Origin of the sequence: Paenarthrobacter sp. NPDC057355 (genome assembly GCF_042667405.1) — a bacterium.
Lineage (GTDB): Bacteria > Actinomycetota > Actinomycetes > Actinomycetales > Micrococcaceae > Arthrobacter.
In genome coordinates this window covers 96,661-118,357 of the sequence record NZ_JBHVAL010000004.1, presented here as the reverse complement: position 1 = coordinate 118,357, position 21,697 = coordinate 96,661, and the positions used below count along the sequence as shown (strand labels likewise).

The 21,697-nt window shown below is 63.7% G+C and carries 21 protein-coding genes; 7 read left to right on the top strand and 14 right to left on the bottom strand.

Annotated features, from left to right (window positions below):
* Positions 1-142: 142 nt before the first annotated feature.
* From ACFUOZ_RS07220 to ACFUOZ_RS07195, 6 genes are all read right to left on the bottom strand, one after another.
* Entirely contained in the window at positions 143-547 is a 405-nt protein-coding gene (locus tag ACFUOZ_RS07220) for a tautomerase family protein (RefSeq protein ID WP_377546203.1), read from the bottom strand.
* Between the two features lie 312 nt (positions 548-859).
* A complete protein-coding gene (gene sucD, locus ACFUOZ_RS07215; protein ID WP_377546201.1) occupies positions 860-1,762 on the bottom strand; it encodes a succinate--CoA ligase subunit alpha in 903 nt (300 codons plus the stop codon).
* A 12-nt stretch (positions 1,763-1,774) separates the two neighbouring features.
* Positions 1,775-2,944, bottom strand: coding sequence for an ADP-forming succinate--CoA ligase subunit beta (gene sucC / locus ACFUOZ_RS07210; protein ID WP_377546200.1), 1,170 nt, complete (start codon positions 2,942-2,944; stop codon positions 1,775-1,777).
* Positions 2,945-3,208: 264 nt separating this feature from the next.
* Positions 3,209-3,898, bottom strand: a complete 690-nt coding sequence (locus ACFUOZ_RS07205) for a hypothetical protein (RefSeq protein ID WP_377546198.1) — start codon at positions 3,896-3,898, stop codon at positions 3,209-3,211.
* A 23-nt stretch (positions 3,899-3,921) separates the two neighbouring features.
* Complete coding sequence (gene pcrA, locus ACFUOZ_RS07200; RefSeq protein ID WP_377546196.1) at positions 3,922-6,450, bottom strand: DNA helicase PcrA; 2,529 nt, start codon at positions 6,448-6,450, stop codon at positions 3,922-3,924.
* 85 nt (positions 6,451-6,535) lie between these two features.
* The gene (locus tag ACFUOZ_RS07195; RefSeq protein ID WP_377546194.1) at positions 6,536-7,189 is read right to left on the bottom strand and encodes a response regulator; all 654 of its coding nucleotides are present in this window, start codon (positions 7,187-7,189) and stop codon (positions 6,536-6,538) included.
* An 88-nt stretch (positions 7,190-7,277) separates the two neighbouring features.
* Between ACFUOZ_RS07195 and ACFUOZ_RS07190 the strand changes: the two genes are divergently transcribed.
* From ACFUOZ_RS07190 to ACFUOZ_RS07180, 3 genes are read left to right on the top strand one after another with little or no spacing between them, the layout of a single operon-like run.
* Positions 7,278-8,507, top strand: coding sequence for a sensor histidine kinase (locus ACFUOZ_RS07190; RefSeq protein WP_377546192.1), 1,230 nt, complete (start codon positions 7,278-7,280; stop codon positions 8,505-8,507).
* Positions 8,504-9,652: a hypothetical protein gene (locus ACFUOZ_RS07185; RefSeq protein WP_377546190.1), complete on the top strand. Its 1,149-nt coding sequence runs from the start codon at positions 8,504-8,506 to the stop codon at positions 9,650-9,652. The genes ACFUOZ_RS07190 and ACFUOZ_RS07185 overlap by 4 nt, the downstream gene beginning before the upstream one ends.
* Positions 9,646-10,287, top strand: coding sequence for a hypothetical protein (locus tag ACFUOZ_RS07180; RefSeq protein ID WP_377546188.1), 642 nt, complete (start codon positions 9,646-9,648; stop codon positions 10,285-10,287). Before ACFUOZ_RS07185 ends, ACFUOZ_RS07180 begins: the two co-directional genes overlap by 7 nt.
* Here ACFUOZ_RS07180 and ACFUOZ_RS07175 read toward each other — a convergent pair.
* The 7 genes from ACFUOZ_RS07175 to ACFUOZ_RS07145 form a co-directional block, all read right to left on the bottom strand.
* On the bottom strand, positions 10,261-11,985 hold the full coding sequence (locus tag ACFUOZ_RS07175; RefSeq protein WP_377546186.1) for a hypothetical protein: 1,725 nt from the start codon (positions 11,983-11,985) through the stop codon (positions 10,261-10,263). The genes ACFUOZ_RS07180 and ACFUOZ_RS07175 overlap by 27 nt on opposite strands.
* Positions 11,978-12,859 (bottom strand): septum formation family protein, encoded by an 882-nt coding sequence (locus ACFUOZ_RS07170; protein WP_377546184.1) that lies wholly within the window; start codon positions 12,857-12,859, stop codon positions 11,978-11,980. The genes ACFUOZ_RS07175 and ACFUOZ_RS07170 overlap by 8 nt, the downstream gene beginning before the upstream one ends.
* The gene (gene xrtS, locus ACFUOZ_RS07165) at positions 12,846-13,439 is read right to left on the bottom strand and encodes an exosortase S (protein WP_377546182.1); all 594 of its coding nucleotides are present in this window, start codon (positions 13,437-13,439) and stop codon (positions 12,846-12,848) included. The genes ACFUOZ_RS07170 and xrtS overlap by 14 nt, the downstream gene beginning before the upstream one ends.
* A gap of 5 nt (positions 13,440-13,444) precedes the next feature.
* Entirely contained in the window at positions 13,445-14,806 is a 1,362-nt protein-coding gene (locus ACFUOZ_RS07160; protein WP_377546180.1) for a glycosyltransferase, read from the bottom strand.
* 88 nt (positions 14,807-14,894) lie between these two features.
* Entirely contained in the window at positions 14,895-15,077 is a 183-nt protein-coding gene (locus ACFUOZ_RS07155; RefSeq protein WP_144662665.1) for a peptidase, read from the bottom strand.
* Positions 15,078-15,117: 40 nt separating this feature from the next.
* A complete protein-coding gene (locus tag ACFUOZ_RS07150; RefSeq protein WP_377546178.1) occupies positions 15,118-16,407 on the bottom strand; it encodes a choice-of-anchor G family protein in 1,290 nt (429 codons plus the stop codon).
* Positions 16,408-16,569: 162 nt separating this feature from the next.
* On the bottom strand, positions 16,570-17,415 hold the full coding sequence (locus ACFUOZ_RS07145) for an inositol monophosphatase family protein (protein WP_377546176.1): 846 nt from the start codon (positions 17,413-17,415) through the stop codon (positions 16,570-16,572).
* A gap of 33 nt (positions 17,416-17,448) precedes the next feature.
* On the opposite strand from ACFUOZ_RS07145, the gene ACFUOZ_RS07140 reads away from it, so the two are divergent.
* From ACFUOZ_RS07140 to ACFUOZ_RS07125, 4 genes are all read left to right on the top strand, one after another.
* A complete protein-coding gene (locus ACFUOZ_RS07140; protein WP_377546174.1) occupies positions 17,449-18,069 on the top strand; it encodes a hypothetical protein in 621 nt (206 codons plus the stop codon).
* 132 nt (positions 18,070-18,201) lie between these two features.
* Positions 18,202-19,011: a hypothetical protein gene (locus ACFUOZ_RS07135; protein ID WP_377546172.1), complete on the top strand. Its 810-nt coding sequence runs from the start codon at positions 18,202-18,204 to the stop codon at positions 19,009-19,011.
* Entirely contained in the window at positions 19,008-20,459 is a 1,452-nt protein-coding gene (locus ACFUOZ_RS07130) for a hypothetical protein (protein ID WP_377546170.1), read from the top strand. The genes ACFUOZ_RS07135 and ACFUOZ_RS07130 overlap by 4 nt, the downstream gene beginning before the upstream one ends.
* A complete protein-coding gene (locus ACFUOZ_RS07125) occupies positions 20,456-20,881 on the top strand; it encodes a hypothetical protein (RefSeq protein ID WP_377546168.1) in 426 nt (141 codons plus the stop codon). Before ACFUOZ_RS07130 ends, ACFUOZ_RS07125 begins: the two co-directional genes overlap by 4 nt.
* Here ACFUOZ_RS07125 and ACFUOZ_RS07120 read toward each other — a convergent pair.
* Entirely contained in the window at positions 20,868-21,653 is a 786-nt protein-coding gene (locus tag ACFUOZ_RS07120; protein ID WP_377546166.1) for a hypothetical protein, read from the bottom strand. The two genes, ACFUOZ_RS07125 and ACFUOZ_RS07120, sit on opposite strands and share 14 nt — an antisense overlap.
* Between the last annotated feature and the right edge of the window lie 44 nt (positions 21,654-21,697).

The window sequence follows — 21,697 nt, the reverse complement described above, 5'->3', positions numbered from 1 at the left end:
TTTCTCTTGTGAACTCTTTGAGCGCTGGGCCCCAATGCCTTGCCACCCCCCAGTGAGCGGGGCCACATGACTACTTTGCACCAGATCTCATGTCCTGTCAAAGGTTTGTACTGACATATTTACAACATGACACAGCTTGGATTTAGTTACTCGGAACAGCCAGTTCCCCAGTGACGTATTGGCTGCGGCCGAAGCCGAAGGACCAGTCGCCTGCAGTGTTTTCCACGTAGCCCACGAAGACATCCTCCCCGGCCACCCCAACCCCGGCCAGGCCCGCTGCGATGGCTTCGAAGAGCGAACTCTTGGCCACCTGACTGCGGCCCTCCTGGGTGAAGATCTGGATCATCACCACCCCGGAGGTCCGCTCGAATCCGAGCCCTGCATCCTGGGCGACGATCTGCCCTTGGGGATGCTCCGTGAGGATATGGAAATAGTCGCGCGCGGGAATTTCGTACTCAGCGACGATCGCGTCATGGACGGTGCGGCTAAGGGCTGTCAGCTCCTCGGGCGAACGGCCTTGATTGACGTCGATTCGAACAAGCGGCATTGCAACCTCCAGAATTTAGTTTGTCCTGACATACTAACAAACTTGCCGGGTTCTGCATACAACAAAGTCCCGCCGGAAGCTCGCGACGGGACTTTGTTCGAGCGTTGCGAGGCCCACTCTGCGCCGCAAGACACACGAATAGCCCGCACAACAGGCCCCACAACGGACGAACCCACATTGCGAGGCCCACTCTGCGCCCCAAGACACACGAATAGCCCACACAACAGGCCCCACAACAAAGGCTAAGCACGACGGCGGCCCGCCACCTTTCGTTGGAAAGGTGACGGGCCGCCGTCGTACTTGCAGTGGAGCTTAGAGCGCTGCGAAAACCTCGCGCAGCAGCGTAGCGGTCTCGGACGGCGTCTTGCCGACCTTCACGCCTGCAGCCTCGAGGGCTTCCTTCTTGGCCTGTGCGGTACCAGCGGAACCGGAGACGATGGCACCTGCGTGGCCCATGGTCTTGCCTTCGGGAGCCGTGAAGCCTGCCACGTAGCCGACAACCGGCTTGGTGACGTTGGCCTTGATGAAGTCGGCTGCACGCTCTTCAGCGTCGCCACCGATCTCACCGATCATGACGATTGCCTTGGTCTCCGGGTCAGCTTCGAACGCAGCCAGGGCGTCGATGTGCGTGGTGCCGATGATGGGGTCGCCACCGATGCCGATCGCGGTGGAGAAACCGAGGTCGCGGAGTTCGTACATCATCTGGTAGGTCAAGGTACCGGACTTGGACACAAGGCCGATGGGGCCCTTGCCCGTGATGTTTGCCGGGGTGATGCCAACCAGGGCTTCGCCCGGGGTGATGATGCCGGGGCAGTTCGGTCCGATGATGCGGGTGATCTGCTTGCCGTCAGCGTCCACCTTGGACTGGGCGAGAGCCCAGAATTCGGCGGAGTCCTGAACCGGAACACCTTCGGTGATGACCACTACGAGGCCGATGCCGGCTTCGATGGCTTCAACGACGGCGTCCTTGGTGAATGCCGGCGGAACGAAGACGATGGAGACGTCTGCGCCGGTTTCAGCGATGGCTTCCTTGACGGTGCCGAAGACGTTGATTTCCTTGTCGCCGTGCAGGACCGTGGTGCCGGCCTTGCGGGCGTTCACGCCACCAACAATGTTGGTGCCGGCCTTGAGCATCAGCGCGGTGTGCTTGGTGCCCTCGCCGCCAGTGATGCCCTGAACGATGACCTTGGAGTCTTTGTTGAGGTAGATAGACATTCTCGCGTCCCTTTACTTAGCTGCGTTGGCGAGCTCGGCGGCCTTGTCGGCGCCCTCGTCCATGGTGGCGGCCAGGGTAACCAGCGGGTGGTTGGCCTCGGTCAGGATGCGGCGGCCTTCCTCGACGTTGTTGCCGTCGAGGCGAACTACCAGCGGCTTGTTCGCGGACGAACCAAGCTCGGCAAGTGCACCCACGATGCCCTTCGCCACGGCGTCACAAGCGGTGATGCCACCGAAGACGTTGACGAAGACGCTCTTGACCTGGGAGTCGCCCAGGATGACGTCCAGGCCGTTGGCCATGACCTCGGCGGAAGCTCCACCACCGATGTCCAGGAAGTTGGCGGGCTTTACGTTGCCGTGGTTCTCGCCGGCGTAAGCAACGACGTCGAGGGTGGACATCACAAGACCGGCGCCGTTGCCGATGATGCCTACTTCGCCGTCCAGCTTGACGTAGTTGAGGTCCTGCGCCTTGGCCTTGGCCTCGAGCGGGTCAGCTGCGTCCTTGTCCTCCAGCTCACTGTGGTGAACGTGGCGGAAGTCAGCGTTCTCGTCCAGGGAAACCTTGCCGTCAAGGGCAACAATGTCACCGGCACCGGTACGGACCAGCGGGTTGACCTCAACGAGCGTGGCGTCTTCCTTCTTGAAGACGTCCCAGAGCTTCAGAATTACGTCGGCGACTTTGCCGCGCAGTTCTTCAGCGAAGCCTGCAGCTTCAACGATCTCGTCAGCCTTCGCCTGGTCGATGCCCACGGCGGGGTCGATTGCGATCTTGGCCAGGGCCTCGGGGCGCTCCACAGCCAGCTGCTCGATCTCCATGCCACCTTCAACCGAGCACATGGCCAGGTAGTTGCGGTTCGCACGGTCGAGGAGGACCGAGAAGTAGAATTCTTCGGCAATATCGGCACCCTGGGCGATCATCACCTTGTTGACGGTGTGGCCCTTGATGTCCATGCCCAGGATGTTGGTTGCGTGCTCAAGCGCCTCATCAGCGGACTTGGCAACCTTCACGCCGCCAGCCTTGCCGCGGCCACCGACCTTAACCTGTGCCTTGACGACAGTAACGCCACCGATCTTCTCGGCAGCTGCCTTCGCTTCTTCAGGAGTGTGCGCCACGATGCCGGCGAGCACGGGTACACCGTGCGCTTCGAACATATCGCGCGCCTGATATTCAAACAGGTCCACGGTTTAGTGTCCTTCTACGTCGAAGTAGTTTTCTGTTCAGCCGGGAACCGCGATGACCGCGATAGCCAGCTGCGGAAAGTACGCGGTAACAACCAGGATTGAAGCCGGTCACATTGCGTAAGGTCCTCTCGGAACTTTAGCCCTTTGAGGAGTCCCGCCAGCTACACACTACCTGTTAAGTGAGTAACCTTACACTTCTATCGCATGTAGAAAACCCGCAGGATGACGCGGATTTTAGCTTCCCCGACAGCCCCGTAATGGTGATCAGAAGCCTTCCTTGAGGGTCCCACTGACCGTCTTGCCGCCGTCGGAAACCAGCTGGTACCCCTTGCGGCTGACGAAGAACGCCACGCCGCCTGAGACGTTTCCGCAGGCAACGCCTCCGTTGTACGCGGAGCACCGGAGCCCGTTGCGTTCGATGTTCTGCCCGTCGGCCAACTCGCGAAGCTTGGAGATGGGACCGTTGCGACTGCCCTTGGGCCCGAACTCCGACTCCATTTGTGTTACGCCGGAGCGACACGAGCCATACACAGCCTTGTCCGGAGTCAGGAGTGCAGTACCGCCGAGGTAGCCCAGGCCGGTTCCGGCGCAGTCGTCCACCATGTCATCAAGCTCAGGCTTGGCGTACGCGGCAAGCTCGCAGTGCACCACTGGCACGATCGCGAATTTGTTGTTGGCTGCATCCGAGTAGGAGTTGGCCTCGTAGGGCAGGTTGAGGTGTCCGCCCCGTGACGACGTCATGGCACACACAATATTCCGGTCCGCTGCGATGAAGGCGGTAACGTCCTCGCCCGCGGACAAGGTGGTCTGTTCAGAGACCGGAACCTGCTGCAGTTGCTCCAGCGGCGGCAACGGCGCAGGCGGAACGTAGTCGGGGTCCTTCGTGGCGAAGGAACAACCCGACACCAAAACCAGGAGCAAAGCGGCCAGGATCCCCCACACTGTGCGTCGCATGCCACCAATTATGCCGTGCTGCTTCACGCATCAAGTTTGGTCAGCGGCGCGTAACGCAACAGCAGGCGTTTCTCGCCGACGTCGAACTTCACCTTGGCCACCGTCTTGTCTCCCGCGCCTTCGACGCCCAACACCACGCCGTTGCCGAAACTCGTGTGGTTGACCTTGTCCCCCACCGCGACGGAAATGACTTCCTTTTGCGGCTGCACCCTGTTGCGTGCGACGGCGGCAGGTACGTCCGCGTCGAAGCCTGCGGTTGGGCTTGCAGCGGCGCCCCGGGAGGTGCCGGCACCCCAGAATGAACCACCATAGCGGTTGGACCCGATGGGAGCGCTGCCCCAGCCGCCCGCTTGCCTGCTCATTCCTTCGCGCTTCCACTCCACCAGCTCCGACGGAATCTCTTCCAGGAATTGGCTGGCCGGGTTGTATTGGCTCTGGCCCCACATGCTCCGGACCTCCGAGCGCGTGACGTAAAGTCGCTTGCGGGCGCGGGTGAGCCCCACATAGGCCAGGCGTCGCTCTTCGGCGAGTTCCTTGGGGTCCGTGGCCGAACGCTGGTGCGGGAAGATCCCGTGCTCCATGCCCGTGAGAAACACCACCGGGAACTCCAGGCCCTTGGCAGTGTGGAGGGTCATCAGCGTGACAACTCCCATGCGCTTGGCCTCTGCCACCGCCGCGTCAATGTCGGCGCCCGGTGCGTCCGGTATCTGATCGGCATCTGCCACCAAAGAAACCTGCTCCAGGAATTCGCCCAGTGAACCGTCGGGGTTGTCGCGTTCGTACTCGCGGACCACTGCCACCAGTTCGGCCAGGTTCTCCACGCGGGATTCGTCCTGCGGATCCGTACTGGCGCGCAGGCCGGCAAGGTATCCCGTTTGCTCGAGTACGGCTTCGAGTGCTGCCGCGGCGCCGGAGCCTGCGGCAACTTCAGCGAGGTCATCGAGCAGCTTTACAAAGCCCAGGACAGCATTGACCGAGCGTGTGGCCATGCCGGGCGCCTGGTCCGCTCGACGGGCAGCGGCCATGAAGGACGTGCGTTCGCGCTCGGCAAGGGCGGCAACGGCACCTTCGGCACGGTCACCGATTCCGCGTTTGGGTTCGTTCAGCACGCGGCGGAGGTTGACGTCGTCGTCCGGGTTCACCAGGACGCGCAGGTACGCCAAAGCGTCCTTGATTTCCTTGCGTTCGTAGAAGCGGGTGCCACCCACCACTTTGTACGGCAGGCCTACCCGGACCAGGACGTCTTCAATGGACCGCGACTGGGCGTTGGTCCGGTAGAAGATCGCAACGTCTCCCGGACGAAGGCCTTCCTCGTCCTGCAGCCGGTCGATTTCCTTGGCAATGAACTGGGCTTCGTCGTGCTCGTTCTCCCCGACGTAACCGATGATCTTTTCGCCATCGCCTTCGGCGGTCCACAACCGCTTTTCCTGGCGGTTGGGGTTGCGGGAGATCACGGAGTTCGCCGCGCTGAGGATGTTCTGGGTGGAGCGGTAGTTTTGCTCCAGCTTGATGGTCCGCGCGTTCGGGTAGTCGGCCTCGAACTCCACGATGTTCCTGATGTCCGCCCCGCGGAAGGCGTAAATGGACTGGTCGGAGTCGCCCACCACTGTGAGTTCGCTGGGCTGGACGTCCGTATCGGTACCGAGCCCGACAATTTCCCGGACCAGCGCGTACTGGGCGTGGTTGGTGTCCTGGTACTCGTCCACCAGGACATGGCGGAAGCGCCGGCGGTAAGACTCCGCGAGCGCCGGGAAGGCCCGGAACATGTAGACGGTTTCGGCGATGAGGTCATCGAAATCCATGGCGTTGGCTTGGCGCAGCCGCTGGGCGTAGCCCTTGAAGACCTCTGCCACGGCCTGCTCAAAGGGATCGTTGTAGTTCGCCGAAGATGAGTAGGAATCGGCGTCGATGAGCTCGTTCTTAAGCGCGGAGATCTTGTGCTGGATGGCCTTCGGGGCGAACTTCTTGGGGTCGAGGTCCAGGTTCTTCGCCACGAGCGTGATCAGGCGCAGGGAGTCGGCGGAGTCGTAGATGGAGAAGTTTGAATTCAACCCCACATTGGCGGCCTCGCGCCGAAGGATGCGCACGCAGGATGAGTGGAAGGTCGAGATCCACATGCCCTTGGCCCGTGCCCCCACCAAGGCTTCGATGCGCTCCCGCATCTCCGCTGCCGCTTTGTTGGTGAAGGTGATGGCCAGGATTTCGCCGTGGTGGGCACGCTTGGTGGCTATCAGGTAGGCGATCCGGTTACTGAGCACGCGGGTTTTGCCGGAGCCCGCACCGGCCACGATAAGCAGCGGACTTCCGGCGTGCTTGACGGCTTCTTCCTGCTGCGGGTTCAGCCCTTGAAGCAGGGCATCCGCGGAAGGGAGTCCGGACGTGTTCGGGTTGCCCCATCCCCCCGAGGCCGGAGAATCTTCCCCGCCCCCTTCCTGCAAACGGGCGCCCGAAGGACCGCCACCTGAGCGTGAAAACTCCGGGGCAGCCTTGACTGCGGCTTTGGTTCCAGCTTTGAAGGGTCCGTCTGCGTAGGGGTCAAACAACATATCCATGGTGCCTACCAGTCTAGGCGGTGCCCCCGACACTATAGGGCAGTGCGTCCACAGCCCGGCCTGCCAGCCGCGCCCCACAGCCCTGCTACCGCCGGGGCTCCTCCAGCAACCACCCGCCGGCGGTGAGCCGTTCACGCAGCCCCAACCTCGTCAGAGGCTCCGGACCGTCCTGGAACTTCCGCCGCACCGAGGCGAGGTGTTTCTTCACGCCGTCCACTGAAATGCCCAGCAATTGGGCGGTCTCAGCCATGGTCCCCGCCGCTCCCCCGAGGTACACCGACACCACTTGGTGTTCCCGCGCCGACAATTGCGGCTCCCCCAGCCCGGCGGCCATGGCCTCAGAGACTTCAGGGGTCACGTATTGCGTACCCTGCGCTGCACACCTGAGCGCATCCTCCACCACGCTGGCCGAGGCAGTTTTGGGAATGTAGGCCAAGGCACCGGCCGCCATGGCCTGGCGGATCACAGCCGGGTCCACGACAGAACTGCAGACCACAACCTGGGGGCCGGTCGAAAGGATCGCCTGGATTTTGGCCCGCAGCGGCACTTGGTCGCCAAGGAGGACATCGAGGATAACGACGTCGGACAAAGCGCCCAGGCGGGCGGCGGCTTCGGCCCACGACGTGTACCGGCCCACAACGCGGATACCCGTGGTGTTGTCCAGGAGCCACTGCGAGAGCCCTTCCAGCAGGACCGCATGGTCTTCCACGATGTCCACCTCAATAGTGGGTTGGGACACCGGGTATCGCATTTAAACTGGTCCTCCCCACATATGATGCTGCCTAAGTGGTCATCTTATTCCGATGACAGGTTTTGGGGAGACATTCATGGGGGCATGGATAACGAGGCTGGCAGGTTGCCGGGCGACCTTGGAGCGCTCGGATCTGCTGGCCCGGTCCGGGACAGTGGTGGGTTTTGTTTTCGTTGCGGCCTCGTGGCTGTACATGTTCCCGATCATGGATGGACCGTTGTGGCACCGGGCCTTGGCCTGGGCAATCGTAATTGTGCTGGTGCTTTGCTTCGTGCTGATGCTGGTGACCGATGTCTGGCCGCTTCGGCTGGTGATCGTAGCCGCGCTGATCATTTTGTCAGAGCTGCTGGCAGGTGTCAGTTACCGTCAGGATTCGGACTCGCTGCTCTTGGCGCACAGCCTGCTCATCGGTGCCAGCTCCACGGTCGCATTGTCCTTGCGCGGCACATGGCAGTCGGGGGTCTTTACCGGGCTGCTGGGCATCCTGGTTTTCGGGCATACCGTAGCGACATCAATGACCCACCGCCTCGGACCCACAACATTCTTGATCCTCCTTGGATTCTGGCTCATCATGCTCGCCATCCGGCATTCCGTCCCCAGGGCCTTGGATGTCTATCTGCGCGACCAGGCCGTAAAAGCGGAGTCCCTGGCTGCCCAGGCAGTTGCCCGGGACAGAATCCGCGCCGCGTCCCAGGATGCGCGGCATATCCATGACACCGTCCTCAGGGGACTGACCCTCCTGGCCAGAGGCGGTGCCGGTGTTGCGCCCCAAGACGTCCGGGGAATGATCACCACGGAGCCTTACGACGACGGCGGTCCGTCCAGCCGGAACGTCGGCAACGTTGGGACAACTTCTGCGGGGGACGCTGGGCAGGTGACGGCCCATGCCGGCGGCCGCCTGGCCGTCGTCGAGCCTTCCGCTGTCACCGAGGTGGCCTCCTTGCTGAAGGCGCGTGCCCGCCAATACAGCCGGGACGGCTTTTCTGTGGAGGTTTTCGGTGAGGGCGGGACGCTGCCCCCGGACATCGTGCTGGCTGTGGCCGACGCAGCCTGCGAATGCATGGTCAACGCTGCCCGGCACGCCGGAAGCGACCACGTGGATGTGCTTATCTCCCGAACCGGTCCCGTGGTGTCCGTACTGGTCAGCGATGCCGGGTGCGGCTTCGATTCCGAGTCCCTCCCACCGGAGAGTTTCGGGGTGAGGCATTCGGTGGTTGAGCGAATGGCCCAGGTAGGCGGAAGGGCCAGGCTGTTGTCGACGCCGGGACGTGGAACCACGGTGGTCCTCGAAGTAGAGGCAGCATGAGCCGCGTCTGCCCGGAGGCTCCCGGCGCTGTGACCGGGCCCCTTTTCCTGTCCCGGGGTGTCCTGGTAACGGCCAGCGTGACGCTGTGGATATTCTCGGCGGTGACGCAGGTGGGGTCCTTGGACGGGACCAATCTGGATGATTCACGGCTTGCAGCGGTCGCCTTCGACCTGGCCGGCTGCGTGCTGGCCGTCCTGGCATCGGCCCCCACAACCGCCCGGCGTAAGCTTCCGCTGTTGCGCTTGCTCTGGCTTGCTACCTCCATTGGCTCGGGCGTCATGACTGCCCACGTGGTGACGTTGTCCTCGGGCTACCTCGCGCTCGCCTTCAACGTCATGCTGGGCACTGCTTTGGTCTTCCTCGTGTGCCTGCGGTGGGACCTGCTGGGATTCATGCTTCTTTGCGCAGCCAACTCCCTGCTGAGCAGCACTTACTACGCCATCACCCCCAGATTGGGCTCCGGGGAGGGCTTGTTGATTTTCTTCATCACCATGGTCCCCGGACTCCTGGGAGTGTTGATCGTGGTTGGAATCCGGAGCCGGATGGAGGAACAGATGGCCCGGCATGTCTCCCAGGCCCTGGCAGCGCTGACGCATCAAGCGGACACCCTCGATTCGGCCCGCACCCGGGAGTTGTCAGCCACGCACCTGCAGATCCAGGAGCTCTTCGCCAAGGCGGCCCGAAGCGAAGCCCTTGGACTCTCGCCGGATCTGGCGGAGGAAGCACAACGGCTGGCATCGAGGTTGCGTTCACAGTTGATGGTTGTGCAGAGCAGCAACTGGTTCAAGGAGTCGTTGGTCTTGGCGGGTCTGGATTCCAGGATTTCAGTGGCTGCACAGCCGGACCTCCTGCAACGTATACCGCAGGCACAGCGCCCCGCGTTTCTCTCGGTGACCATGCTGCTCGCCACGCCCCTCCCCCGTCCTGGGCAAGAAGGCGCCGGGGAACCCGGCAGGCTGCACATCTATGTGGAGCCTGGCATGGGGGAACTGGTGCTGATCACGTGGAGAGTGACCAACCTCGATCCCGCGCGGTGCACCCCTGCCCTGTGGAGTGAGGTCGAGTCGCTGGGTGCACCGCGGGTACATACAGACCCGGGCGGAGCCAGCGTGATGGTCCACGTAAAGGCACCCAAGCTATGGTGACGAGGCTGGTGGTGGTGGAACGGCACCAATTGATGATTGACACCCTGGACGCGTGGCTGCGCCGCAATGCGCCCGACCTCGTGGTCGCGGCCAGCTTCACCGCTGTTCCAACCCATCTCCAGGAGGACGCATGGACCAGCCTTTCCGCGACCGTGGCGGTCCTGGGAACCCTTGACCACCGCGCGGACCTTGTCCCTGCAGTCCGTCATCTTGACCAGACGGGCTTACGGGTTGTGGTTCTGGCCACGGCCCTGGACCCCTGGGATGCCGACGCTGTCCGCTCCGCCGGAGCCTTGGGCTACATTCCGAAAACGGCAGGACCCGAGCACACGGAGTCGGCCGTCCGTGCGGCTGCATGCGGACAGGAGTACGTGCATCCTGATGCCGTGGGCAAGCTGGAGAACAGCGCCACGGAGCGCGTCAGGCTTTCACCGCGCGAGCAACGTCTCGCCGAACTCTACCTGGGTAGCGATCCCCTGCCCCTGCGCGGGGTGGCCGATGCCATGGGCATCAGCGAACAGACCGTTAAGGCCCATCTGCACAGAATAAGGCAGCGCTACACCACGGCTGGCGTCAAAGTCGGCAATGTGATCAGCCTCCGCAAGCAGCTAACCACCGACGGCTGGATCGGCTGAACCCCGCTCCGCCTTTGCCCGCCGGCCCCTGCGCTTGCCCGCGGACACCTTCCTTGGGTCGGAGGCAAGCAGGCTGATCACCGCAACCAACAGCGGGCCGCACAGTGCTGCCATGAACCCGGCGACAATCATGTTTTTGTAGATCTCCGACTGCCCACCGTTGAGCATGACAGCCCAGAACTGGAACCAGCATCCGAGCACCATGACCACAGCCAAGCGGCCCACGGCGCTCCGTTTCCGGAAGGCAACGGCCAGGCCCAGCAGCAGAGTCACCAGTTGCATCCCGACAAAGGCCACTGGCGCGGCTTTCACGGCGCTGAACAGACCCAGGACCACAGGGAAACGCCGTTCCTTTTCGTAGGGTCCATGGCCGGTTCCTTCAAGGTAGGAGCCAACGTAGCCCAGCTCAGGTGTCAGCATGGCGGCGATCCCCCGTTCACCCATGGTGATGAGCCGTTCGGGATGCGTCGCGTAGAAGCCGGCGATGGTGCCCAGGCTGATCTTCTCTTGGAACTGGTGGTAGAGCGGGTTGTGCACGGCCGAGCGCGTCGAGTCCACGGTAGTGTCCATGGCGTTGATGAAACTGCCGTCCAACCCCAGCCATTGGAGGTCGGCTTCGGGGGTGGGGCTGTACGGGAGAAGCTCCACGAAAACAGCGTTGTAAAGGTTCACCTCGGAGAACCTTTTGGGCTGGGCGTTGATGAAGCCTGCCGAGAACGCAGCGATGACCAGGATCGCCGTCGCGGGCAGCAACCATGTCCACCGGCGCGGACGCCGGGTGGGAGCCGGATGGGGCTCGACGGCGGTCGCGTCACCTTCAGCCGTGGCATCCCCATCTGTGGGGTCGCGCCGCAAGGGCTGCCAGAGAAGCGCCAAGGCTATGATGGGCAACCACGAGACCATCTCGGTTTTGGCCGCAACAGTGAACACTGTGGCAAGGACAACCAGCAGCACAGCCAGCCATCGCGGTCCACGTCCATTCCAGTAGTGGAGCAGTGCCACGGACACGGCCAGGATTCCCGGGAAGGCCGCGGCCTCGCTGTACGGCGAGATGAAAAAGTCAGCAAAGATGCCGTCCGCCATCACGGCCGTCACCAGTCCGGCGATCAGCACGCGGAACAAGGCCCGGCCCGGCAGTACGTTGACCAGGGCCGCGATCAGCAGCCCGAATACTGCACAGCAGACGATGCCCACAGCCCGGGTATCCAGCCCCTCCCCCCAGCCCAGCAAGGGGGTCAACAGCTTGCCCAGCCACAGGAAAAGCAGTTGGGAGGAATAGTAGCTTTCTCCGGTGCCGGTGGCCCCGCAGCCTTCGCCGTAGAACGTGTGGGGAACCCAGCTGGGGTAAAGGTATTTCGTGAACTCTGCGTAGTCCCAGGGCCGCTGGTTCATCACTCCCAGGGAGCACACCAGGCTGTGCCCGTCGCCTTGGTCGCCCATGCCTACGGGTTCCGGAATCAGCAGCCGCACCATCATGATGGCTGCCGACACCAGCCCCGCGATCAGGGCCACCCCGGGAAGGGGTCCCAGGTGCAAAGCCCCGGGTCCGAAGGTCCTGGCAAGATACCGGGCCGCACTGCTTACGGGCCGGGCTTTGCTCCGTTCCCGGCCTCGAACCGGGGCAGGGGCGAACACTTCCCGGGGTTCGGCCGTGCGCTCACGAAGCCCGGTCGCGTTTCCGTTTGCTTGCTCAACCATTGCTTGTCACTCCCCCGGTCCCGGGCACGCGCACAGGTGCCAGGCTTCCCGTCGTCAGGGCCACGGGCTGGCCGGGTGTTTGAAGGTCCGCAGGGGCCACCGCGCACCGGATGGTTCGGGCGGTGCCCACTGTACGGATGATGGGGTGGACGCTGACGCCTGCGGGCAGCTTGTCACTCTTGAGGAACTCCAGTGCGTAGGGAAGGCAGCGTGCTTCCCGGGCCTCGGGTGTTGCCAGCGAGGCGTCCTGCGCAACCCAGGCGCTGACGTCTTCAGCGGTGTGGGGTTCCGAGCACGGAACATCCGCTCCGTCCTCGGAAAGGACGCCATCTTTGAGTTCCTGCCGGTAGCAGAGCCGTACCACTGCGGAGTTCGGTCCAGCCAGCGCACCCGCGAGGTCAAGGCCCGTCTCCTGGGGTGTTCCGTGCTGGTCCGTCAGAGCGACGTCGCATCGAACCGACCGGGCACCTGCTGCCCATGCGTCACGGCTTGGGAAGTAGCTGGTGACCGTCAGTCGGGTGGTTGCATCCCGGGTGGACGCTGAGAGATAGCTACGCAGCTCCTCAGTGGTGCACACTCTCCTGCCGGCGGCCTTGAGCTGCTGCTGATTGGGGCGCGCTGCCTGGCTGGCCAGGGGTTCAGGGAACGTTGTGACCAGGAACGTCTGCGTGGTGTGCCGTTCGCTGCAGGGCACCGGCGGCCTGGATTCGCTGCCCGCGTCGTATTCCTCCGGTGATGGAACCACGTGGCACAGCCCGGTTTCCGGATTGGCCGTGTCCACGCCTGGTTGGGGTTGGTCACAGGCTGACAGCGTTGAAATCAGAACAACAGCGGCCATGATGGCCGCTTCGCGGAACGGGTTACGACGACGCACGCCGGCCCTTGCCTCGGGTGGCCGGGCGGCCCTTGCGGACGACGGCGGCCCGGACCAGGACGATGATGGCGGCCACGAACCCGAAAATCACCACGAAAGAACCCAGGAAGTGGTGCATGAGGTCAAAACCCTGCTGGCCCCAGCTTTGTTGGGCCGCTGCGATCATGAAATAGCGGGTGGCGTTGCTGATGCACACAATGGCCAGCGCAATGATTGCTGCAGGCATGAGCCGGGACACGGGGATGCGTCCCATCAGGAAAAAGATTCCGGCCAGGCCCGCGATCGGGGCGAGCAGGACCGCGCTGGAGCACAGTCCTGTCACTTGCAGGGCGAACGGCTGGCCACCGCCCACGTTGTGGAAAATGATGTCATCCACGCTGTAGGATGTGCCGCCGAGTACGCCGTCGAAAATTACGGACATAAGCCAGGCTTCGGCGGACCGGATGTGTTCCTGCTGCAGCATCGCTGCTGCTGCAGCAGCAAGGAAGACCAGCCCGATGAGGCCACCACCGCGTGCCTTCCGCACGGGGATTGCCCGGGGTCCTGAGGGGATGCTGATGTTGCCGGCTTCGGCGCTCATAACCACTACGCTTCCTTCGCTAGGAGTTTGACGTCGGCTTCCTGGTTGCGGCGGGTCTTGGCCCAGCCTTGCCGGCCTGTGATGAGGCGGTAGGTGGCCCTCAGCACCGTGATGTAGTTCTGGTACATGTAGAGCCAGTAGCCGAAGCCCCAGAGCACGCCGAGCATGAAGTTCTTCTCGGGCGCGACCTGCTTCCGGTACACCAGTCCCCACAACGCGAAGGGCAGTACGCCCGTGGCAAAGATCAAGGGAATGATGAACCAGGCCGCGCTGATCCACGCGCCGAAGCTGCCCATGGTCAGCGAACCCTGCGCCACCATGGTGATGAAGAGCGTGGGCCACAGGACCAGGCCAAGAATCTGGATGAACGGCTGGACCAGGAAGTAGCTGGATTCGATGGCGCCAACGTTGCTGAAGTAGGGCGATTCGAAGATCCGCTTCAGGTACACACTGCACTGCATGCCGCCGTGGCACCAACGGGTGCGCTGGGTCAGGAGGCGGCGCAGGTCCGGGAGCGCTTCCTGTGCCACATGCGTGTCATGCATGTAGACCGTCTTGTAGCCACCGAGCATGATGTGGATGGCGAGCTCGTAGTCTTCCAGCAATGCCCCATGCCATGGCTGTCCGGAGGTTTTGGCAATGACATCCAGGGCCGAAAGCCGCGTGAACTGGCCGTTGCCTCCCAGGCCGACCGTCAGCGTGTGGCGCCTTAGCGACTGCATGGCCGCGATGGTTGTACGGAATTCCATGTCCTGCATGAGGACCAGGTACCGCCCGAAGGACTTCTTGAGCCGCTGCAGGCCGGTGCCGCCCTCCAGCGAGGGGTCCTGCAGGTTGGACATCCAGACGGCGGTTTGGGCGGCCCCGACTTCAGGGTCGCCGAATGCAAGGGGACCAGCTGCCTGGCGGAACGCGTTGTCAGCCAGGTGACCATCGGCGTCGACCACCAGGACGATCACCGAAGAACGGTCGACGTCGGCCGGGAGCCAACCGTCCAGGGTGCGGTAGGCGGCGTTGAGTGCATCGCCTTTGCCGGTGCGTGCCAGCGGACGACGCCGGCGGACCAGGTGGATCATGGGATCCCGAAGTGAAGCGGTATCGACAATATCCGCGGTTGCGTCGTCGCTGTCGTCATCGACAACCCAGACGTGGGCTTCGGGAAATTGCTTCCGCAGCAATCCCAGTGTCTCGCCGATCACCACCTCTTCGTCCCGGCACGGAATGAACACGTGCCACGAGAAAGAGCCGGGATCACCTTCGGGATCGGGTTTGCGCCGGAGGAAGGGCACCAGAATCACCAGGATGTACGACAGAAAAACCACCAGGAGCACAAAAGCCAGCGCCTGTGCGGATTCGAGTACCGACATTTACTTCCGATGCTTGGGCGAGGGCGGGAAGGCCCGGGAAAAATGGGGGTGGCGGGACGGCCCGTGAAGAGCCGTCCCGCCGATGGTATTACGCGTTGGGATCGGTTCCCCGCTTTGCCGCTTTGAGCCTGCTGTTGCGCAGGACCACAAAGCCGGTGATCAGCAGGGCAACCCCCACCAGGATGACCCAACCGAGGGTTGGGGCACCGGTGACAGCCAGCGTGGTACCGCCTGCGGCCGTGCCGCCGGCAGTCCAGTTATTGCCGTACATTGACAGTTCTCCTTTCGCCGTTGCTTGGTCGCCGGAGCGATCAGGCAGCGGCAACCGCGGTGCGGCGGCGTGAGCGGACGAACAGCCAGCTGAGCAGTGCCAGGAGGGCCACGCCACCGGTGATCGCCATGGTGTCGGTGTTGACCAGCGGGATCGCCGCTGCGTCAAGGTTGGGGCCAACCGTTGCGTTTGCCAGGTTGACGGTGGCGATGGAGCCACCGGCGACTGCAACCTGCAGGGCGCGCTGGGTGAAGGCGCCTGACGGTGCGGTTTCCTGGACGTTGACCTTGGCCGAAACCAGGGCCGTCAGCGCGGTGCTCAAGGGAGCCACAATGCTGCTGGCGAGGGCGCCGGTGACGCCGTTCAAGGTTGTGGTCAAAGCGGCGAGGGCGGGTCCGGCGACGATCTGAGCGATCGGACCGAGGCCGTTCACGGCAGTCGTGGCGGTTGCCAGGGTGCTGCTAACAACGGAGGTCAGCTTGTTGGCAACAGCCTGCGGCAGGAAGGAGATCAGGTCTGTGCCGGCCGGCAGGGAGTTCAGGTCAGCGACGCCGGCAACAGCCAGGAGGTCAGCTTCCGTGATGGAGATGGTTCCACCTGCTACCGGGTTGGCCACCGTGACGCCCAAGGGGGTCAGGATGGCGTTGGCCGTGTTGATGGCGGTGCTGATGGTGCCGGCGACGCCGCCGATGACCGTGCCGCCAACTTCAGCGGAGACGCCGGCCACGGAGTATGCACCCTGGGGTGCTGCACCCTGGTCCTTCTTTGCTGCTGCCGCGAGGGTAGCCACCTGGAGGTTCACGTTGACCAGGTCCGTGCCACCCAGGATGCCGGCAGTGCCGACATTGATGCGGGCCGCGGGAATGGAAGGATCGCCGGAGGTCGGGAGGCCGCCGGGCAAGGTCACCAAGCCCGGGGCGCCGCTCACAGTACCGGAGAACGCTTCCGAAGAACCGTCGTTTACTGCCTTGCCATACTGGCTCACAGCCCCGACCTGGATGATGCCGTTGTTCTGGAGGAGCGGGATGTTGCCCGCGCCCACGTTGACGACGCCGAACACGGCGCTGAGGTCCAGCGGAGTGTTGTTTTCAATGACTGCCGGGCCGGACGGCGGGGTGCCGATCTGCTGGGCAGTTGCTGCTCCGTTGGATGCCAGGCTGGCAAAGTTCGGAAGCGTCAGGACGGACCCGTCGATGATCTGTCCGCTGCCCACCGAGATGACGTCGGTGGGTGCTGCGTTTGCCGCCGGTGCGGCCACGAGGCCGATGGCCAGGGCCGATACCGCTGTGACGCCCACGGCAGTGGGCCACAGCTTGCTCTTGCTGTTCAAGTATTCCCCCTTGCGAACGCTGCAGGACAGGGCTGTTCTGCAGCTGAGACTGTGGGGGCAAGCGCCCCCCGCTGCAAAATAACAAGCAGTTCGGGGGCTCAGCCGCGGGGGTACCCGAAGGGGTTAACGCCCCCTTCGGCTACTAAGCAAGCTGTTCAGCTACTAAGCAAACTGGGGAACCGAGGTGAGGGCAGCGCCCAACTCGCGGACCGCCGTCGGGCTTCCTGCAACGAACCAGTTCATCCCGTTGACCTTGACGACGGCGGTGTCCCCGCCTGCTGCACGCACGATCGCCTTGCCGGGGAGCCAGTCCCATTCGGGGCAGCTGTGCTGGAACCAGCAACCGAGTTCGCCGTCGGCCACCCGGCCGAGGTCGCACGAGCCGGAGCCGAACATCCGCAGGGACGCTGCGGTGATGGCGGCGGCGTGCCAGGGCATGGCTGTGCGGGGGTCCGCGAGCCAGGTGGGGTGGATGTAGGTGGCGGCAGAGATTTCGGCAACGGACACATCGCCGGAACCGGAGATCGGCTCGCCGTTGAGCGTGGCCGGCTGGTCTTCGCCGCCCAGCCACAGCTTATCCAGTTCGGGCTGGTAGATGGCGCCAAGCAGGACCGACGGATCCGCTACAGGGTTGCCGCCATGGTCTGCGTCATCCCGCTTCAAGGCGATGGCGGAGCACCAGTACGTGGAACCGTGCAGGAAGTTGTAGGTGCCGTCCACGGGGTCGATCACCCAGGTCCGTCCGCTGGTCCCGGCTACCGAGGCTCCCTCTTCGCCGAGGATCCCGTCCTCGGGCCTGCAGCGCCGCAACTGGTCCAGGACGTAGGCCTCCGCGGCGTGGTCCGCGGCGGTGACGACGTCGGAAATTGAGGTTTTGCGTTCGCCCTGCAGCCCGCCCATCCGCATGAGCAACGCCAGCTGCCCTGCTTCGCGGACCAGGGCGCTGGCCAGCTGGTAGTCATCGAGTGACGGATCGAGTTCAGTTGCGGTGTGCCTGCCGGTGGTCATGTGTCCAGCTTATGTGGCGGGATAATGAATGACATGGCCAAGACACCAGCGCAGCGCATCAAAAAGCACGGAGCAAAGGCAGTGGTTCCCGATCACTCGCTGCCTCCCGTCATCAACGCCACCACGCAGCGCACGCCGCAGAAGGCGCAAAGCAACTCCAAGTTGATCGTGATCGCGGGGGTCGTGGCCAGCTTGTTCCTCTTCTGGTACCTGCACCTGCTGACCCTGAACCAGATGACGCAGCTCTCCGGCGGCCTTGCAATGCCGGACTCCCTGATCGGCGGTTTCTCCCAGGACTACATCGCCCAACTGCACACTGCCATGGACGACTCCGCCCGCGGCCAGCTCAATTACGTCCACAAGACCGCAGGCACCCTGTTTCCCTTGATTTTTGGCTTCAGCTGGCTGCTGCTCATCGGCACCAACGTGGCCCGCAAGTCCTGGCGCTGGGCCATGTGGGCCGCTCCCCTGCTTTTTGCGGTGGCCCACTTGTGGTCAAACGTCGCCATCGACTCGGTGCTGGCAACGGAAACGCCCGACGCCGGCTCGGTCGCCGTGGCGTCTGCGGTCACCGTTGCGTCGTGGGTACTTTTCCTGGTGAGCCTGGTGTGCGGTGTGGTTGCCGTGTTCCTGGGAAAGAAGCGCGCCGCCTGATCACGGCTGTTTGAGCCGTCTCCCGCGCCCGGCCAGTCCGGGCACTTCTCCCCATTCCCCACCCGATCCCCCGCCGATACCGTGAGGCTTGGCGCCAGGTTCCGGGCGTGCGGAGTGAATTGGGGGAAATTCGTGGGAGAAATTCGAGCCGGTTCCAGGCTCAACGTCGTTGAGATCAGCGGTCTGGCTTGGGCAGCAACTGTCCGCAAGGCTGCCGAAGCGATGGACAGCGAGGACGCAGACCTTTCCGCCTACCAGGCTTCCCTGCAGGCGCAGGGTGACGTTACACCGGCAATTGCGGAGGAACTCCTCAGCACCGGCATTCTCGATGCCCGCGGGGTGATGTCACAGCAATGGGTGCTGGCGGTCTTCCTTGCGGCGTCGGCACCGCTGAAAGCGTCCAGCGTTGTTCAATTTGGGGACACGGCCCGGTTTGGGGACACGCTGGAGTCGGTCCACACAGACGTCGGCCTGGCCGGCGGGCGGGGCGTCGGCGTTTCCTATCGCCGCCGCTTCGGTACCGAAGCGGGACGTGTAGCGGCAACGGAAGTCCGCAACGCCGTCGAGGTTTCCTTCTTCCGGGAGGAAGACGCTTGGGCGTCCCTCAGCCGCCATTTTCCGGACCTGCCCCCGCCGTTTGACTCCCCTGACGACCATCCCCAGCCCACCGCAGCCGACGTCGGCTGCACTATCCACCTTGAGGTGACGGCGATTCCCCGCGCCACGGAACATGGTTCCCGGCCTTACCTGCGCCGGCAGATCTGGGGCGTGGCGGACCGGCTGTACTGCGTGCAAGCAACGAGCGCAGAAGGTCCCATGGCATCCTTGGTGCCGGTTCCAGCAACCGACATCGCAAGCGGGTTCGCGTGGTCCCTCCTGGGCGCCCGTGAATACCTTGCCAGCGTCGTCACAGGCAGCGGCAAAGGGATTGTGCGCGCATGAGCCTGTACGGAATGGATGTGGAGGATGGCCGGCGCCTAAGCAGGGAATTTGAGCACAGCAGCCAACGGTTGCTGGACCTGAGTGGCAGCCTCACGCCGCTCATTGCCACTGTGGAGTGGCACGGCGACGACGGGCAGCGGTTCACCCAGGATTGGAAGGCCTACCGCAGCCAACTCGTCGCCGCCGGACATGCGCTTGAAGCCGCCTCGCGCGCCGTGCAACGGAATATTGAGGAGCAACTGGCCGCCAGCACCACATCAGGCGGTACCGCTGGAACGTCAACCCTGGACCGGCTGCTGGATGCTGCTGCTGACGATGCGGGCGGGCTGTGGACCAGCTTTGGCCAGGTCACCAGCACTCTGGCCGGTACCGCCTCGAGCATGTGGCATCTCGCCCAGGACCTGGCACCGCTCCCAATCGGAAACCTGATGGATGCCGAAGAAAACCGTGTCACCCGCGTCGGTGACCTGGTGAACATGGGCTGGGGATGGCTGACATCGGGCGAACCACCATCGATCATCCAGCTGGCGTCCAACGGCGTGCTGTTCCTGGCGGCAACTTTGAACACCGCCGCGACGGTGACCAGTTTCGGTTTCCAGAACCCGCATCTGATGGATGACGGCCGGCCGGTGGCGGGGAACCCCGTTCCGCTCACGGTGGGCACGCCCGGCGAAACAGATGCCAACGGCAGAGCTGTCACGCCGGTTCCGTCAAGCGTCAGTGCCATCCTTGCGGCCACGGACGCCGCGTACTCCGACGCGGGCAAGGACGGTACGGAGGATACCGGCATCAGGATCACCACGGTTGAAAAACCAGGCAGCCCGCCAGCCTGCATCGTCAGCATTCCGGGCACCACGCGCTGGATGCCCGACGGCGCGGCCAACGCCACGGACCTCACCGGAAACCTTGAACTCGCTGGCGGGAATCTGTCGACGGCCGCCCAAGCCGTCAGCATGGCCATGGAGAAAGCCGGGATTCCGCCGGGAGCGCCGGTCATGCTGTCAGGACATTCCCAGGGCGGAATGATCGCCACGGCGTTGGCTTCGGACAGCGGCTTCACGGACAGGTTCAACGTGACCAACGTCGTCACGTACGGCTCGCCGGTGGACTCGGCCCCGATCCCGTCGTCCATCGATGTGCTGGCCTTGCAACACTCCGGCGATCCCGTTCCCAGGGTGGACCTGGCGGATGCCACCATGCTGCCCGGCGGTGTCTCGATGAGCCGGGACAACAACGCCTTGGTGGTCACTTTGCCCAATCCGGATATCGACCCCGGATTCGCGGGGATCGGCTACCACGATTCGAATAGCTACGTGGATTCAGTAACGCGCCAGGAGGGCGGCGGTCCCATCAACCAGTACAGTCATAAGGACTCCACCCAGCAGTTCCTGACCAACGACGCAAGCCAGGTGTCCTCAACCGTGTCCGGCATCTCCCGAAAGCAATGATCTTGAGCAAACTTCCCCGGCCGATTGCATCAGTACTGATCATTGGGTTGTTCCTGCTCGGCATCACAGCGTGCGGTGTGGGTGGCCCGTCCAAAGCGGAACGGCTCAGCAAGGAAATGCAGGATGCGGCGATGTCGGCGCCCGGAGTCAAGAGTGCACAGGTACACATAAACATGAACACGTCCGGAAACTTCATCACCGCAAAGCTGACAGGGGCAGGCTCCGACCAAGCCTCACTTGCCGAGGCTTTGGACAAAGCGTTGCCGGCGATGCTCGAAAAAACGACGACACTGGCCAACGGATCCTTCGCGATCAGTATCTTTTCACCGGATGACTCGGTGTCGGTGGGCTCCCGTGCCCTCGGCTACACAGGTGATTCCTCGCTGGAGGAATTCCGGGAGTACTTCCTCAACCGGCCCTGAGCGACTTGCGTTCCGTCCGCACGCGCTGGGCAATCACCAAGCCCGCGGCTGCCAGGCCTATGGTCACTGGATAGCCCATGAGGCGTTCCAGGGTCCCAGGCTGCGGCACGTCCATTCCAGTGACGCCGCCAATCACCAGCGCGCCCAGGCAGACCACCGCGCATGCAGCGAGGAACCAGCTGACGGGAGTTTGCCGGAGCCACAGTATGGCCAGCATCAGCAAAGCAAATCCTCCGCCGATGAAGAACATGAGGGCACCGGCGAAATGCCACGGTGAGCCCACGTCTTCCGGCACCAGGCCAACAATCACCGTTCCCAGCCCCGCCACTCCCGTCAGGATCCGGACAGCGACGGCCAGGATCCACGGCACCGTCAATACCCTGGCCCGGGCCGCACTGCCGTAAACCTCGCGGAAACGCCTCGCCTGGATCCCCGGCCTTGCCGCGACGCACAACAGCCCTGCTGTCAGGAAGAGCGCACCAAGGACCAAGGCCAGGCCCTGGACCACGAAGGACGCATTCATCAGCCAGTGCAACGGCGAACACACGGCCCGGTCCTCGTACACGCCGCAGGAAACAGCCCCCAGGTCGCTGATGAAACCGGTGGCCCTGCTGTAGGCCTCAGGACCGGCCCAGGCCTCGATCACGGCAGCCTCCGCCACGAAATACTGGACCACGCTCAACTGGGCCCATCCACCGATGTTCGCCCTGGTACTGCGGATGTCCGGGAGGAACCCCCCGGCCTGCGCAGGTGCAATCTGATGCCCTTCCATGACCGCCAGCCTAGCGGTGTTCGGGCAGCGCCCCGGCAGCTTGT